This is a genomic window from Tellurirhabdus bombi (genome assembly GCF_021484805.1).
GTDB lineage: Bacteria > Bacteroidota > Bacteroidia > Cytophagales > Spirosomataceae > Tellurirhabdus > Tellurirhabdus bombi.
In genome coordinates, this window is the sequence record NZ_CP090557.1 from 2,599,343 (window position 1) to 2,615,063 (window position 15,721).

15 protein-coding genes and 1 tRNA gene are annotated in these 15,721 nt (G+C 50.2%); 10 read left to right on the plus strand and 6 right to left on the minus strand.

Annotation, left to right across the window (positions count from 1 at the left end; translation table 11 throughout):
• Window positions 1-69 precede the first annotated feature (69 nt).
• The gene (locus tag L0Y31_RS10970) at window positions 70-1,221 is read left to right on the plus strand and encodes a cysteine desulfurase family protein (RefSeq protein ID WP_234733106.1); all 1,152 of its coding nucleotides are present in this window, start codon (window positions 70-72) and stop codon (window positions 1,219-1,221) included.
• A 29-nt stretch (window positions 1,222-1,250) separates the two neighbouring features.
• Here L0Y31_RS10970 and L0Y31_RS10975 read toward each other — a convergent pair whose 3' ends face one another.
• On the minus strand, window positions 1,251-1,841 hold the full coding sequence (locus L0Y31_RS10975) for an NAD(P)H-dependent oxidoreductase (protein ID WP_234733107.1): 591 nt from the start codon (window positions 1,839-1,841) through the stop codon (window positions 1,251-1,253).
• Between the two features lie 78 nt (window positions 1,842-1,919).
• On the opposite strand from L0Y31_RS10975, the gene L0Y31_RS10980 reads away from it, so the two are divergent.
• Entirely contained in the window at window positions 1,920-2,783 is an 864-nt protein-coding gene (locus L0Y31_RS10980; RefSeq protein ID WP_234733108.1) for an SDR family oxidoreductase, read from the plus strand.
• A 58-nt stretch (window positions 2,784-2,841) separates the two neighbouring features.
• On the opposite strand, the gene L0Y31_RS10985 is transcribed toward L0Y31_RS10980, so the two are convergent.
• The gene (locus L0Y31_RS10985) at window positions 2,842-3,957 is read right to left on the minus strand and encodes a trans-sulfuration enzyme family protein (protein ID WP_234733109.1); all 1,116 of its coding nucleotides are present in this window, start codon (window positions 3,955-3,957) and stop codon (window positions 2,842-2,844) included.
• Window positions 3,958-4,143: 186 nt separating this feature from the next.
• On the opposite strand from L0Y31_RS10985, the gene L0Y31_RS10990 reads away from it, so the two are divergent.
• Window positions 4,144-5,016 (plus strand): SDR family oxidoreductase, encoded by an 873-nt coding sequence (locus L0Y31_RS10990; protein WP_234733110.1) that lies wholly within the window; start codon window positions 4,144-4,146, stop codon window positions 5,014-5,016.
• A gap of 15 nt (window positions 5,017-5,031) precedes the next feature.
• On the opposite strand, the gene L0Y31_RS10995 is transcribed toward L0Y31_RS10990, so the two are convergent.
• The gene (locus L0Y31_RS10995; protein ID WP_234733111.1) at window positions 5,032-5,799 is read right to left on the minus strand and encodes a class I SAM-dependent methyltransferase; all 768 of its coding nucleotides are present in this window, start codon (window positions 5,797-5,799) and stop codon (window positions 5,032-5,034) included.
• 207 nt (window positions 5,800-6,006) lie between these two features.
• On the opposite strand from L0Y31_RS10995, the gene L0Y31_RS11000 reads away from it, so the two are divergent.
• Window positions 6,007-7,326, plus strand: a complete 1,320-nt coding sequence (locus L0Y31_RS11000; protein ID WP_234733112.1) for a GWxTD domain-containing protein — start codon at window positions 6,007-6,009, stop codon at window positions 7,324-7,326.
• Window positions 7,299-8,108, plus strand: coding sequence for a 23S rRNA (guanosine(2251)-2'-O)-methyltransferase RlmB (gene rlmB / locus L0Y31_RS11005; RefSeq protein ID WP_234733113.1), 810 nt, complete (start codon window positions 7,299-7,301; stop codon window positions 8,106-8,108). The genes L0Y31_RS11000 and rlmB overlap by 28 nt, the downstream gene beginning before the upstream one ends.
• Before the next feature lie 53 nt (window positions 8,109-8,161).
• Here rlmB and L0Y31_RS11010 read toward each other — a convergent pair whose 3' ends face one another.
• Window positions 8,162-8,539, minus strand: a complete 378-nt coding sequence (locus tag L0Y31_RS11010; RefSeq protein ID WP_234733114.1) for a c-type cytochrome — start codon at window positions 8,537-8,539, stop codon at window positions 8,162-8,164.
• 199 nt (window positions 8,540-8,738) lie between these two features.
• The gene (locus tag L0Y31_RS11015; RefSeq protein WP_234733115.1) at window positions 8,739-10,424 is read right to left on the minus strand and encodes a VRR-NUC domain-containing protein; all 1,686 of its coding nucleotides are present in this window, start codon (window positions 10,422-10,424) and stop codon (window positions 8,739-8,741) included.
• A 101-nt stretch (window positions 10,425-10,525) separates the two neighbouring features.
• On the opposite strand from L0Y31_RS11015, the gene L0Y31_RS11020 reads away from it, so the two are divergent.
• From L0Y31_RS11020 to L0Y31_RS11030, 3 genes are all read left to right on the plus strand, one after another.
• Window positions 10,526-11,479, plus strand: coding sequence for a DUF2157 domain-containing protein (locus L0Y31_RS11020; RefSeq protein ID WP_234733116.1), 954 nt, complete (start codon window positions 10,526-10,528; stop codon window positions 11,477-11,479).
• A 59-nt stretch (window positions 11,480-11,538) separates the two neighbouring features.
• On the plus strand, window positions 11,539-12,711 hold the full coding sequence (locus L0Y31_RS11025; RefSeq protein WP_234733117.1) for a hypothetical protein: 1,173 nt from the start codon (window positions 11,539-11,541) through the stop codon (window positions 12,709-12,711).
• A gap of 124 nt (window positions 12,712-12,835) precedes the next feature.
• Window positions 12,836-14,023 carry a phosphoglycerate kinase gene (locus L0Y31_RS11030; RefSeq protein ID WP_234733118.1) on the plus strand — a complete coding sequence of 396 codons (1,188 nt, stop codon included), beginning with the start codon at window positions 12,836-12,838 and terminating at the stop codon, window positions 14,021-14,023.
• A 177-nt stretch (window positions 14,024-14,200) separates the two neighbouring features.
• On the opposite strand, the gene L0Y31_RS11035 is transcribed toward L0Y31_RS11030, so the two are convergent.
• Window positions 14,201-14,671 (minus strand): DUF2721 domain-containing protein, encoded by a 471-nt coding sequence (locus tag L0Y31_RS11035; RefSeq protein WP_234733119.1) that lies wholly within the window; start codon window positions 14,669-14,671, stop codon window positions 14,201-14,203.
• 144 nt (window positions 14,672-14,815) lie between these two features.
• Between L0Y31_RS11035 and L0Y31_RS11040 the strand changes: the two genes are divergently transcribed.
• Window positions 14,816-15,484, plus strand: a complete 669-nt coding sequence (locus L0Y31_RS11040; RefSeq protein WP_234733120.1) for an NUDIX hydrolase — start codon at window positions 14,816-14,818, stop codon at window positions 15,482-15,484.
• A 97-nt stretch (window positions 15,485-15,581) separates the two neighbouring features.
• A tRNA-Arg gene (locus L0Y31_RS11045) sits at window positions 15,582-15,653 on the plus strand.
• Window positions 15,654-15,721 lie beyond the last annotated feature (68 nt).

The following is a 15,721-nucleotide window of genomic DNA, read 5'->3' on the forward strand; positions in this document are numbered from 1 at the left end:
AAAACCGCCAGATCGTTGAATAACCCCCTGCAAATCCGTACATTTGCTACCAGAATAAATACACTTCACATGCGCGTATATTTCGACAACGCCGCCACTACCCGGCTTGATCCGGCAGTTCTGGAGGCCATGCTGCCTCTGATGACTGAGGAATTCGGTAACCCATCGTCCATTCACTCGCACGGTCGGAAAGTGCGGTCGGCGCTGGAAAAAGCCCGCAAAACCGTTGCTTCTTTACTGAATACATCGCCCGCCGAAATTTTCTTTACGTCCGGGGGTACCGAAGCGGATAACACGGCTATCCGGAGCTCCATTGAAACCTACGGACTCACCCACGCCATTACTTCACCGCTCGAACACCACGCCGTTCTGCACACGCTGGAGCATCTCGATAAACAGGGGGCTATCAAGCTGAGTCTGGTTAATATTGACGAGAAGGGTCGTATTGATCTGGCGCATCTGGAAAGCTTGCTTCGTTCGCAACCGCGCACGTTGGTATCGCTCATGCACGGGAATAATGAAATTGCCACGTTGCTCGATCTGGAAGCCGTGGGCGCGCTTTGTAAAGAATACAATGCTGTTTTTCATTCGGATACCGTGCAAACAATGGGGCATTACCGGCATGATTTGCAGGCGCTTTCGGTCGATTTTATCGTTGGGGCCGGCCACAAGTTTCACGGCCCGAAGGGGGTAGGATTTCTGTACGTGAACGCCAAGAACCGAATCCATCCGTTCATTTACGGCGGTGCGCAGGAACGCAACATGCGCGGCGGAACTGAGAATGTTTACGGCATTGTCGGCCTAGCCAAGGCGCTGGAAATTGCTTACCGCGACATGGATAGCCACCGGCGACACATCGAAAGCCTGAAAAGCCGTCTGATTGGTCAGTTACGCGAAAAACTCGATGGGATAACGTTCAACGGCATGTCGGGCGACGTTGCGAATAGCCTATATACGGTCTTAAATGTTAGCCTACCAGCTTCCGAATTGAGCGACATGTTGTTGTTCAATCTGGACATTGCCGGCATTTCGGCTTCGGGTGGTAGCGCCTGTTCAAGTGGAACAAACATAGGGTCGCACGTGCTGGCAGCGTTGCCCGGCTGCGATCCAGGCCGCGACGCGGTTCGTTTTTCGTTTGGCAAATACAATACGGAAGAAGAAGTCGATTATGTGGTTAACACGCTCGTTGGCTTATATCAAAAAGAGAAAGAGTTATTGTAGACATAAAAGGGAGCTGGCTGTCTGGCTCCCTACTCCAAATTCGGTGCCAGCCATCGCTGGGTCATGTTGAGGGCGTAATCCACGAAAGCGCGTCCCTGCTGGTCATACGATTTATTCCCGTGCGGCGTCCCTGCTTCATTTAGAAACTGATCGGTTTCGTGCGACTCCCAGATGCGCGGCGATACAACAGAATAGAGCATCATATAGCTCACTATTTCATTAAGAATAGTAGTCACCTGCAAGGCTGGTTGCCGCCCGCCCCGCAAGGTAGAAACGCCCGCAATAGCGAAAACTTTACCGCTAAACAGATCGGCGAAAGGTTCGTTCCCTAACTGGTGAAAGGTATTAATCAATTGCGGGCTGGTTGTCCAGTTGTATTCAGGAACCGTAAAAAAGATCAGATCGGCTTCGCGCCAGGCCTCAACCAACTCCTGCTGAAAAGGCGTCAGCTCATCCCGATTCACTCTGCTTTGGCCAACCAACGGAATATCATAGGCTTCAAAATTAACGAGCGAAATGTCCGACTGACTATAGCTTTCCAGCACATTGCGGATGTAGCGGGCAACCCGCAGGGAATTACTGTGTTGGCGGGGAGAAGTCGAAATAATCGCGATTTTCATGGGTTAACTAAGATAGCACTCGCTTTGTAAACCTCTACCCAGCTCTTTTGGTTTAGATCCTGAACGTAAAGAGATACCATGCACGCATCACCAATATGTCTGATCACCGGAGCTAACTCTGGAATTGGAAAAGTAGCTGCCCTTGAATTAGCTAAAAAAGGCTTTGACCTCATTCTTTTGTGTCGTAATCTGGATAAGGCCCGGCCCGTTCGGAAAGAAATCAAGGCCGTCAGTAAAACAGGGCGTGTCGATTTGATCTGGTGTGACCTAGCCAGCCAGGAGTCAGTAGCGCAGGCCGCTCGCGAAGTCATTGATCGGTACGACCGTCTGGATGTCTTAATTAACAACGGCGGTTTGTTTATCGACAAAGAGCAATATTCGCCCGAAGGCATCGAATTGACGTTTGCCACTAATCACCTGGGTCCTTTTCTGCTGACAAACTTGCTGCTGGATTTATTGAAAAAAGGCCATAATGCACGGGTCATCACGGTGGCATCGGAGGCATATCGCTGGAACCGCAGCTTTAAACTGGATCAACTGGCCAAGCCTGCTTCTTACAGCGGCATGGGCGCGTATGGTGCTTCGAAGCTTTGTAATATTTTATTCGCCAGAGAATTGGCTGACCGCCTGATGGGCTTTGGCATTACGTCCAATAGCTTGCATCCGGGAGCAGTTAAGACGAATTTTGGCGGCGGCGGTGGTGGTTGGCAATCAACAATCTTTTCGCTAATGCGGCCTTTTTTCATCAGTCCTGAAAAAGGCGCTGAGACCACTATTTATCTGGCTTCTTCGCCGGAAGTTGAAAAAGTAACTGGCTTGTACTTTGAAAAATGCCGTCCATTAACGCCGAATCAGGACGCTCTCAGCGACTACAACGCGAAGAAATTATGGACCTTAAGTGAGCAGCTTACGCACCTGCGCGATTGGTCGGTGGCCGTATAACGTTGTCATGCTGCTGTTAAAGCGTCGCTTAAAAAAACACTTTAACAGCAGCATTTATTTATAGGGCTTGCTGTAAATCGTCAATCAGATCGTCGGGGTGCTCCAGGCCGATGGACAGGCGAAGCAGATTAAGCGGAGTTGCCGTGTTTGGTCCTTCGACCGAAGCGCGGTGTTCAATCAAACTTTCGACGCCACCGAGGCTCGTTGCCCGCGTAAACAGTTTCAGACGGCCCGTAAGCTGAAGGGCGGCTTCGGCTCCGCCCCGAACCTGAATTGACAGCATGGCACCAAAATCGGTCATCTGGCTTTTCGCAATCTCGTGACCAGGATGGGAGGGCAGTCCCGGGTAGTGAACCGCTTCGATGGCCGGATGATTAGCTAAGGCTTCGGCTATTTTCTGGGCCGACGAACTCTGGGCACGAACGCGGGTGGCCAGCGTTTTGATGCCGCGCAGAATGAGCCAGCAGTCAAACGGTGAGGGAACGGCCCCACCCAAGGACTGGATGCGGCGCGCCCGTTGGGCCAACTCGTTGTCTTCTTTGAAAACCAAAGCGCCGCTGATTACATCACTGTGTCCACCAAAATATTTGGTTGTCGAGTGCATAACCACATCGCAGCCTAACTCAATCGGTTTTTGCAGGATGGGCGTTGCCCAGGTGTTGTCACAGATGCAGTAAGCACCAGCCTCGTGCGCAATAGCTGCCACAGCGCGAATATCGGTGATCCGCAGCAGGGGATTAGACGGGGTTTCAACCCAGACCAGACGCGTATTTTCGTGGATAGAAAGCCGCAGCGCTTCCAAATTGGTCAGGTCCGTGCGGGTGTAAGTAAGCCCCCAGGGGTGAAAAACTTCTTCCAGCAGGGCGGGTGTTCCGTGGTACGTATCCTGCGCCACCACCACATGGTCGCCGGGGCGTAAGGTTTGCAAAATCGACATGGCCGCCGCCTGGCCCGATGAAAAAGCCATGCCAACCTGGCCACCTTCCAACGCGGCAATGCTTTTTTCAATAGCCTCGCGGTTCGGGTTGTTCATGCGGGCGTAAATAAGCTCGTGCGGGAATGTACCGTCTGCGTTGCGCTCAAATGTCGTACTCAGGTAAATAGGCGGTGCCACTGCACCGGCGTTCTGATCGTGGTAGTAGCTGCTGTGTATGGCCAGCGTTTCGGGATGCATGGATCTGAACTTGGATTATGGGGATCAAGTAAACTCTACTTATTTTCCCGCAAGTTGAAATAATCTTCAATCATAGTTAATCCTTTAAATAGTGTAATCCAAGAATTCGCGAGTTCGAAGAATTTTTAAATAAGATATTGTTTTAATCCCTTAACTTGCGCAGTATGCAAGCATACTAATAAAGACATGATAAAAACAGAAGGCATGCTCCGCGAAGGAGCACTGAACGGGAAAACCATCATTGTCACAGGTGGCGGAACGGGGCTTGGCAAATCCATGTCGCGGTATTTTCTGCAACTGGGGGCTAACGTTGTAATTTGTAGCCGTCGGTTGCCGGTGCTGGAAGCAAGCGCCAAAGAGTTAGCCGAAGAAACAGGCGGTCAGGTGCTTCCGGTTGCGTGTGACGTGCGAAATCCGCAGGAAATTGAAGCCGTGATTGCCCAGACCATCGACCGTTTTGGCCAAATTGACGGCTTGCTCAATAATTCGGCGGGGAATTTCATTAGTCCTACCGAGCGCTTATCTTATAAGGCGTTTGATGTGGTGGTAGATATTGTCTTGCGGGGGACATATTACTTTACGCTGGCCGTGGGGAAATACTGGATTGACAAAGGTCTGCCGGGAACAGTGTTGAATATTTCAACGACCTATGCCACAACGGGTTCGGGCTATGTTGTTCCCTCGGCGGTCGCCAAAGGGGGCGCGCTGATCATGGTTAAGTCGCTGGCGGCGGAATGGGCCAAATACGGCATCCGGCTGAACGCCATTGCGCCAGGACCGTTCCCCACCAAAGGAGCCTGGGACCGCTTGTTTCCCGAACCACTCTTGAAAATAATGGACCCGACCAACCGAATTCCGTTGAAGCGCGTTGGCGATCACCAGGAACTGGCCAATCTGGCGGCCTACCTGATGTCTGATTATTCAGCCTACATGACGGGCGAATGCATCACCATCGACGGGGGCGAAGTCTTGTCAAACGGCGAGTTTAATCACCTCGAGCAGGTGCCGAGCGAAATGTGGGACGAAATTGCCAAAAGCATCAAGCAGGCCAACAAGTGAGTTGACCAGCCGCTGCTATTTCGTAGCCATGTAAAAAAAGTCCAGACTGCCCGCCGGGTTAGCGCTTCTGACGTAATCGGTATGCCGAATTTCCGCCGCGAGGCCGCCTTGTTCGTGCAACTGGTTGCGGTTCATGCGGTTCAGAATATCGTACGGAATTTGTAACATCCAGCGCGGCAGGCGGTATTGCAGATTAAGAACATCGAAACGCGTAAACTTCTCGACCGATTTTTTGTTCTGCTCGTAGTAGTCCATCACTTTGGCATTGCCATGAATGCCTTCGGTTTTGACGGTGGGGAAGTAACGGCTAATCAGGGCTTGTAATTCCTGGGCGGTATATTCGCGGACATGCCACGGATTACGCGTCAGCGAGAAAAGGCGATTGACGGTAGTCAGCAGCAGGGTGCCGCCCGGCTTCAGAACGCGGTGGGCTTCTTTGACAAACAGATCATCGTTTTCAATGTGTTCAATGACTTGAAACGTAACAATGTAATCGAATGTATTGTCTGGCAAATCGCTGAGGGGCGGAATGTTGGCTTGGATAAAACGAGACTGTGGGTATTGTTTCTGAAGCGATTCAATCAGGGCCAGGTTTTTGTCGATACCAGTGTAATGACTTGCTGCCTGGGTTAAGAGTTCGAGGCCCCGACCCCAGCCGCAGCCAATTTCCAGCACGTTGCCGCTGACAATTTTTGCCGCTTCGACGTAGGGAAACAGCAATCGTTGGTGAACAGGGTTATCCGAAATGATTTCGGCAGAAGTTATTTCAGTGGTTTTATACATGGCCGTCTGGACGCTGATTACGTCGATTCCACGATTCGCTGTAATTTGGTTATGCTTTTTTACAGTTCGTCAGGAAGTCCCGGTAAGCAGGGCTCGCGATTAATTTCCCGTAAAGTTACTTCTTTTGTATAAATTAGACGAAAAAAACAGTTTAGGCACGTCAGTCAAAGTCATTTATGCGTTTTGATAAAGACTGATTAACGGAATATGAAGATACCTGTTTTTATACTGATAATTGCTCTGATGACGGGCTGTGCTTCAGGGAAAAAAGCCAAGGAAATGGCTCGAAGCCGGTCGCAATCAGGACGGGAAACCGCTCAGACAGCCGGAAGGCCGCCTGCCTCAACCCCCGCTTCGTCGGCACCCGACTGGAAAGTTGTGTCAATCAATAGCCGCTATTTGCACAAGGACTCATCAACGATCCGGGTATACATGAATGTCATTACCCAGAAAGGTCTGAACTATGCTAGTGTTGACGATCTGATGTCGCGGTTCATGCTTAATTATGTACTGTACCCAGATTATAACAATCGCGAACGGCTCGGCTACGGCAATGTCATTCTGACTAAAGAAAACGTGGTTAAGCAAGGAACGGCTGATGGCGCGTTAACCGTCTTTTTTGATGTAGCCCGGCCGAAAAATGCGCCGATAGGTGTAATGCTGGCCGAATTTGTGGATGCCAACAATGGTCGCAAAGTTCTGCACGACCTGCCCATCCGGTTCCGTTCTACCCGATTGAGCGATCATTATGCGTTGTTTAACCCGAAAACCGGGTTTCCGCAATTAAAAAACTACGCGACGGTTGATGACACAGTTATCATTCGCGACGTGATGGGAACTTCGCGTCCGTTAACAATGATTCGCTACCGCCACGAGTTTGATCCGGCCTCATCGCCGATGAATACCACGCCGAAAGCAGTGGCTAAGTCACTCAATGTGGATTCGACCTTAACGATTACTACCAATCAACCGTTTGTATTAACAGCCGAAGGGCTTTACCTGATGATGGCGGATACCAACGATGCGTACGGCATTGGTCTGGTCATTGCAGACAAGCGTTTTCCAAAGATGACTCGTCCTGAAAAATTGATCAAACCTGTGATGTACATGAGCACAACTCAGGAAATCAATGAGTTGACCAAAGGGGAGAGTGCCAAGAAAGCGCTGGATCGTTACTGGCTTAGCCTGATGGCGGGCAACCAGGAAGTAGCGCGGCGGACCATCCGGGCTTATTACAGCCGGGTCGAAGAAGCCAACCGACTGTTTACATCTTTCAAGGAAGGCTGGAAAACCGACAAAGGAATGATTTACATCGTTCTGGGGCCGCCTGACCGGGTGCAGCGTAGCCGCGACCGGGAAGTGTGGATTTACAACCAGCGGGCCAACGTGTCGGAAATTAATTTTACATTTAATAGAAAACCAAATCAATTTGTTGAGGATCACTATGAACTGGTACGATATATGGAATATCAACCCGTCTGGTATCCCGTTGTTGAAGCATGGAGAACAGGCGCAATCCGCGAGTAAATAACCCGCGTTACGATCAGAAGCGTAACGATCAACCGAAACGTTCACCGGATGAATTTGTGTTCGGCATCCAGTCGGTTACCGAAACACTTAAATCAGGTAAAGACATTGACCGGCTTTATCTGTTGAAAGACGGCAGTTTTCCTGAAATTCAGAAACTGGCCTTCGAACGAAAAGTAACCATTCAGCGGGTGCCGCCGGAGCGACTCGACCGAATTACCCGCAAGAACCACCAGGGAGCTATTTGCTTTATCTCAGCCATCCAGTACGTTAAGTTATCAAACGTTATTGCGAATGTGTATGAGCAGGGAAAAGTGCCCTTGTTTCTGTTGCTGGACCGCATTACGGATGTGCGCAATTTTGGCGCCATCGCCCGGACGGCAGAGTGTGCAGGCGTTCAGGGAATTGTGATCCCGGCGCGGGGCGCTGCCCTGATCAATGCCGATGCCATGAAAACATCGTCGGGGGCACTCAATCACGTGTCTATCAGCCGGGAGGTGAACCTGGAAGAAACCATTAAATACCTGAAAGATTCAGGGCTAAAAGTAATTGCCTGTACCGAGAAGACGGATAATTACCTCTACGAAGTCGATATGTCGGGGCCCACGGCCATCATCATGGGTTCGGAAGAAGACGGAATTTCGGATGATTTGCTGCGGCTCGCCGATCACCACGCGCGGATTCCGCTGGTTGGTCAGGTCGAATCCCTGAACGTATCGGTCGCGACGGGTGTCGTGCTCTACGAAGCGGTACGGCAACGGATATTTAGCGAAGGAGCTTAAAAAAAACGTCCGGTTGATTAGCCGGACGTTCCAATTTTTTACGCGCTGGTCGGTTACGCGCTCTTCTTTTTGGTAGTAGCTGCTTTCTTCGCAGGTGCTTTTGCGCTAGCATCCAATGAATTGATCCACTTTGCGATTTTAAGCGCATCGTCCTTCGGAACCTGTTTCATCGGTGCCATTGGAGGATAACCAGGCCAGTGCTCAGGCTTCGGCGCATAAATCAATTCGACAATCTGAGCGTCGGTATACTTTTTCTTGGCTACGTCCTTGTAAGCAGGTCCAACCAGGCGGTTATCTGGGTTATGACAGGCAAGACAAGTGTTTTTTGTCAGTAATTGATTAATGTCATCCGGGATTTTGGTTTGGGCATTAGCGTTGAAGGCAACTGCAGCAACCAGCACCGCAGTAAGCATTCCAAACGTTTTTTTCATAGGTTATAAAGCTGAAAAGTGAAACAAAGGGAAGTAGAGATTCCAGACTCTGAGCAAACAAAAATACACCTAAACCAGCGACATGCCAATTTTAGCTCTGTTTTTTGCTGCTTCAACTCCCTATTTGATTTGCCCTGTCCAAAATGGTTTAATAGAAATCGTAAAAAATCTATCGGATACCCTTTTTTGACCTGCTCTTTCACGCCCAGTCTACCCGCAAAACCCGGGCTTTCACGTCAATGGTCTGGAAGAACTGAAGCCAGTGAAGTTGTTGCGAACCCAGGTGATCTGTCGGTGATTTTACTTCAATAAATTCGTATTTCCCTTCGTCATTCCAGATGAGCAGATCCGGGAAACCGCGCGTATGTTCCCGCAGGTTATGGGACATTTCCAGTAAAACCAGCCCTAATTGCTCTGGTTCCAGCAAATCGATAATCTGGTGCGCCAGACTAAGTAGCTCCTCGTTCCAGTCAACCAGCACGTTTGTGATGCCATATTTTCCGAAGAAAACGCCTTCGACCTGCTCCCGAAACGCCTCCCGGGTGGCTAGTTCCGTTAATCGGCCTTTGAGGGCTTCTTCTCGTTTGAGGTAAAAATCAACCGAATAAAAATCAGATGGGGCGCGTTGCAGCGGGTGGTGAATGGCCGAGACATTGGCATCGTAAATAATGTCCCAGAATACCAGCCCGAACAACCCACGCCAGGGGTAATTTTCCGTGAAAGCCGCTTCCCAGCCCTGTTCCAGGTAATGATTCATCACACCAGCTTCGACATGGTGGCGGTAGACAGCCGGGATCGCCACGCTTTCGGCATCCGACAGAAAACGGGTCGTGGCCTTGCGGGGGCGCTTTTTCTCGCCCACACTCAAAATCTTCTCCCGAAAGTCGGTGGCAAAATACCGTTCGTCAGCGTTCTGCGGACTGACCGCCATATCGTCGCACAAGGCAAGTGCTTCCTCAACCAGGCCGGATTTGAAGAGGAGCCGAACGCGCCGTTCCCGGGCCGGTACCATGTTGGTTAACTGATACACCTGCATGGCCTGGTCGGGCATTTTCTGCCGCTCGAGGTAGCTGCCAACGCGGGTCACGAGCTTGGCATAACCCGGCTGGGCAATGTCGGCCAGGTCGGGGCGAGTTTCGTTCCAGTTCATGAACCAGTTGTAAATATCTTCCGGCGGCGTTTCCGCGTGCTGTAACTCCCGGAATTCTTCGTTGGTCAGCGAGATCATGAGTTTGTCCTCGACCTCTTTCCGAGTTAGAAAACGGGCTGTCAGCTTGGATTCATCGTAGCGCTCAAAGCTTACTTTTCCTAAATCGCGAATCACAAACTCCGTCATGTCGGACGAGCGATTGCCAAAGAACAAGTATTTGAGCATCATCACTTCGGCCTCAAACGCTACTTTCACCACCGTTTCGTGCGCGGTCAGGCTAGCCACGATTTCCGGGAAAGCCAACTCGTGCAGGGCATAACGCACTACGTTTTCTTTCTTTTCTTTGGCCAGGGGCTTTAGTTCCTCGGGAGCCAGCGGCAGCAAAGCCAGCAGTTCCGGTTTGGTAAACACATTCAACGCGGCGTCGCCCATCAGCTCGTGGTGCGCATTGAGTCGCTCGATAAAACCATTAAGCAATAATTCGCCCACCGCCGCCGGAAGCTCGTCGATTTCTCTGTAACTGAGTTTATCAATCCGGAAAAAGTCGCCCCGCCGATTGCTAAACCGAACAAACAAGCATTGGGCATCTTCGGTTAGGCTTTCAAAACGGCGGATAAACGCCTGTTCTTCCGCGTTGAGTAAATGAGTATACATCCGCTGAACGAACCCGATCAGGTAGCGGAAGTAATCCAGGTAATATTTAGGAGGTAATTCGATTTGCTGTTGACCTGCCATTAAAATCTTTCTTTTGATGAAACGGATACAAAGATTTTTGGTGTGCTCTGCGGAAATTTTACGTCATTGCAGTTACTATAATAACAACAAATCGCGTCAATATGTCCCCCAACTGGGTCTTACAGGAACTTGAAAAAGAACAAATTATTACCCAACCACAGGCAAAAATCATCCGCGATGCAGAGGCGAAAAAACCATTCTCCGTGCATTGGGAATTGCGGGTAGTGCTGTACATCGGGATTCTGTTATTTACGACCGGCGGCGGATTATTGATCTACGAAAACCTGGATCGAATTGGCCATAATGCCCTGCTGGGCGTGCTGACGGTGGTGTGCATTGCCTGCTTTGTGTATGCGTTCCGGTTTAAAAAGCCATATTCGCCGGGACAGACGGGAAGCAGCTCGGCCTTTGGGGATTATGCGTTGTTGCTGAGTTGTCTGTTATTTCTGACGCTGGAAGGCTACGTGCAGTACCAATACAATCTTTTTGGTACGCGCTACGGTCTGGTGACGTTTCTGCCGGCAGTCCTATTTTTGGGCTTAGCTTACGCCTTCGACCACCGGGGCGTTTTGTCGCTGGGACTAACCGCCCTGATCTCCTGGGTAGGGGTCACCATCCGGCCCCTGGAGTTTTACTTCAAAGGCAACTTGCGTGACATGACCGTTTTATTGTCGGCCTTGTTGCTGGCGCTGCTGCTATTGGGCGGAGCGTGGTATCTGAACCAGAAACGAATCAAGACGCATTTTACCAACACGACGCTCACGTTTGCCGGTAACCTGATGCTGGTAGCGCTGCTGGCAGGCTTGTTTAATTTCACGGAGTATCATCTATTGTTCGCCATTGGCCTCGCAGTCGCCTGCTTCGGTTTCGACCGTTTTGCCCGTCAGGAGCATTCGTTTCTGTTTCTATTGATGAGTACGCTCTACGGCTATATTGGCGTTACTTACCTGATTTTCCACTACCTGAAGCCGGGAAACGAAGCGGTTTACCTTTATTCCATTATTACCGGCATCGGATTGATTGCCTATCTGCTGACGTACCGGAAGAAAATCTAGCCCCGGTTGTAGAAGCCACTGCCCACGCGGATGGGTAGCCACCGAAATAATCCACTACCATGAAAGCTTACAAAGAAACCTGGTTACGCAACAAAGAAATTATCCGGAATGCCGGGCGCTGGCACCGGCGCGGCTTGCTTTCGGATGTTCAACTAACGCGTCTTGGGGAACATTATCCGGTTGGATTTCACGAGTCGAATGGTTTTCTCGATATTGGTTTGTTCATTTTTACTATTGTGGCTACCAGTGGGGCTTATTTTCTGCTGTTGAATCTGCTAATCGATACCAGCGAAAACCAACTTGGCTTTCACCTGTTCAATTTAATCTTCGGGGTAGTGGTGGCCTTGTTGTTAGGCTTGTTGATTAAGCAAAAGAACTTTTACCGCTCGGGCGTTGACAATGCCCTGGTTGCCATCGCCACGGGATTGATTGTGACGAGTCTGGTTGGGTTTATGCCAAATAATCAGCCGCTCTGGCTTTATTGTCTGGTATCCCTGCCTGTCTTGTTGCTGGCGGTCTGGTATTACGGGGATACGCTCGTTACGTTTGCCGCCTTTTTGGCCGTGTGCACCCTGATGGTTGACTTTGTACTGGACCTTCCGGGAGGAAAAACCATCCTTCCGTTTGTGGCAATGGCCCTGGCGATGGTCGTTTATGTTGTCGCGAGGCGATTTGATAACAAGCCGGAGCTGCTTTATTGGACCGACGATTTTGTCTTGCTGGAATGGCTGTCTCTGGTGCTTTTACAGATGAGTAGCAATTATTTCGTCGTGCGACAGGTTAACAACTGGCTTTTGGAGCGCCGCCTTCCCGAAGCGCCAGAAATTTCCTTACCGTGGCTGTTCTGGATTCTGACTTTTGTGGTTCCGATTGCCTTACTCGTGGTTGGGCTCCGGCAGAAAGAACGACCCATGATGATCATGAGCGCCATTGGAATTGCGGCAGCTTTTTCGACCTGGCGTTATTTTTACCCAATTTTTTCGCTGGAAACCTACCTGATTCTAAACGGATTTTTGCTGATGATCATCGCTGGCGTGCTTATTCAGTATTTGCGGAAGCCTCACAATGGGTTCACGGATGCGCCCGATGAAGACTCGCCGGATGAGTTTTTATTAAGCCCGGAAACAATAACCATCATTCAGTCTGCCTCCACTAGCCTGTCGCATCCGTCCACCGATTTAAAGTTCGGCAAAGGTGATTTTGGCGGCGGCGGGGCCGGTGATAAGTACTGAAATGATACTTATCGGAGTCATAGTAGAATAAAATCAATAAGCTAGGCTAGGATACATGCCGTTTGCCGGAAAACTGCTAAGTTTCGGCTGAAAATTAATACATCTATCGTTGTAAATCTGTTACATGAAAACTCTGGATTCGTACAATTTCTCTGGGAAGAAAGCACTCATTCGGGTGGATTTTAACGTCCCTCTAAACGAACGCTTCGAAATTACGGACGATACACGTATAAAAGCTACGTTGCCAACCATCAATAAAATTCTGAACGATGGGGGTGCCTGTATCCTGATGTCGCACCTGGGTCGCCCCAAAAATGGTCCCGACGAAAAGAATTCCCTCAAACACCTGATCAGTCCTTTGTCGGTGATGTTGGGGAAATCAGTGAAGTTTGCCGACGACAGCATTGGCGAATCAGCGGTAGAGCAGGCGGAAGCGTTGCAACCGGGTGAAGTATTGCTGCTAGAAAACCTGCGTTTCTACAAAGAAGAGGAAAAAGGCGATGTCGCTTTTGCCGAAAAATTGGCCAAACTGGGTGATGTCTGGGTAAATGATGCGTTTGGAACCGCCCACCGTGCCCACGCGTCGACGGCTGTAATCGGTCAGTTTTTTGACGACCGGGTTTGTGGTTATGTCATGCAGGCCGAGCTGGACAATGCCCAGCGGGTACTGGAAAATGCCGAGCGTCCTTTTACGGCGATCATGGGTGGAGCTAAAATTTCCGATAAAATCCAGATCATCGAGCGCCTGCTGGATAATGTGGATAACCTGATCATCGGGGGTGGTATGACCTATACGTTCACAAAGGCGCAGGGCGGTAAAATTGGTAAATCATTGCTGGAGGCCGACAAGCAGGAATTAGCGCTGCAACTGATTGAAAAGGCCAAAGAAAAAGGCGTAACGATATACATGCCGCTGGATAACGTCTGCGCGGATGACTTCTCGAACGATGCAAACCGCCAAACCGTCGCAACGGGCGAAATTCCCGATGGTTGGGAAGGGCTGGATATTGGTCCGGAAACCGTGAAGCTATTTACCGATGTGGTGGCGAAATCCAAAACGATCCTGTGGAACGGGCCGATGGGCGTTTTTGAGTTCCCGAACTTTGCGATAGGAACCAACGCCATTGCCGAAGCCGTTGTGAAAGCCACGGCAGAAAACGGGGCCTTCTCGCTAATTGGTGGGGGCGACTCTGCGTCGGCCATCAACAACGCGGGCTATGGCGACCGGGTTAGCTACGTGTCAACGGGTGGTGGTGCCCTGCTTGAATACATGGAAGGCAAGACATTGCCAGGTGTAGCCGCTCTGCAATAAGCAAAGAGTGAATGGCGAATGAGTGAATGAGCGAATAAATACTTGGTTGTCAATTATTGATCGCATAAGTAGTCTAAGCTAATTCTGCCTAATTAATTTAGACCATTCGTAGGGACAATGGGCTGCAAATCGGCTAGTTATTCGCTCATTCACTCAATCGCTCATTCTCTCATTAAATCATTCCGAACGCTCGCCCCGGGAAGACCGCAACGAAAACAGGCGGGCGGCGGCGGCCCGGTCGAAGCTCAGCCGACCCAGTTCTTTTTCCATATCGCTTAGTTCAATCTTGAGGGCATTAATAGAGATCGAAATTTCGGCGACCGAAACGCCCAGCGCTACGATTTGCAGGATCAGCGCCGACGCAAAAAGCCAGCGGGCGGCTTCCTGGCTACCCTGAAAAATAACCAGCATACAGATCGCGCTGACCAGCAAGCTTAGCACACTGATGATTTGAATAAGGCGGATGAGTTGCAGGCGGGTGTGCAGATTCTGGATTTGCCCAACATAAACCGTGTCCGGCTTTGCCTGAAACTTCTCGTGCAAATCCCGGATAAGACTGGCGATGGCCAGAAAACGGTTGGTGAAGGCAATCATAAGCAGCGAAACCGTCGAAAAGAGGAGGGCAGGCGTACTCACCGTGAGTTCCATAGAAAAAATAGGCGTGATTTAGACAATCAGGAAAAGAGCATTGTGATAAAATAAGCAATAAAAGTTATTCTTGCAGCTAGATCTTGATTTTATTTTGTCGAACAAACGACGCCTTTTTGCGGTCGTTATGACTCTCTACTTAACATGGAAGCTCTCGAGGATGCGCCAAAGTTCCGGTTCTGGCGGAAGCAGATGGAAGCGAATGGCCTGGTTATAAACGATGTAAAAACGCATTTTATCCGTCGTCGCTACAACGGGGATGTGCTGTTTGCCATGATTGAAGTGGACGCCGACACGCCCGAGGGCGACAAAATTCCCCCGGTTTGCTTCCTGAAAGGCCACGCGGCGGTGGTGCTGGTTGTCTTGATCGACGCTGAAACCGCCGAACGGTATGTTGTACTGGTTAGGCAACGGCGGATTTGCGACGGCTCGCAAACGTATGAGCACCCGGCAGGCATGGTGGATGCCGCTGATAACCCCACGGAAGTAGCCGCTCGCGAGGTAGGCGAGGAAATCGGGCTGAGCATACGTCCGGAAGAACTAACAAAGCTCAATGCGCAGCTCTGGTTTCCGAGCACTGGCACGAGCGACGAGGCGATTCATTATTTTTACGTGGAGAAGCAGTTGCCGCACGCGGAGATTATGGCCTTCCACCAGAAAAACATGGAAAATGATTCTGAGTTTGAGCGCATTGTAACATTTGTGGCAACGATGCAGGAGGCTCATCGGCTGGTGACCAACGTCAATGGCTTACTGATTCATTTCCTATATCTAAAAGCAATCGGTGATTTTGAGGCGATGCGGTTGCTATAAATTGATCATTTGGCAAGAAAAAAAAAGACGTAAAGTTGCGTTTTAAACCCAGATACACCATATTTGCAACCCGAAACAGCCGAAAGGCTCCGGAAAAGCGCCCGTAGTTCAATGGATAGAATTTCGGTTTCCGGTACCGACGATAGGAGTTCGAATCTCTTCGGGCGCACCCATTCCCCTCAACATTCTTGCTGAGGGGATTTTTTTTTGGTATTCAGTCTGGCAATAGCTGAATAG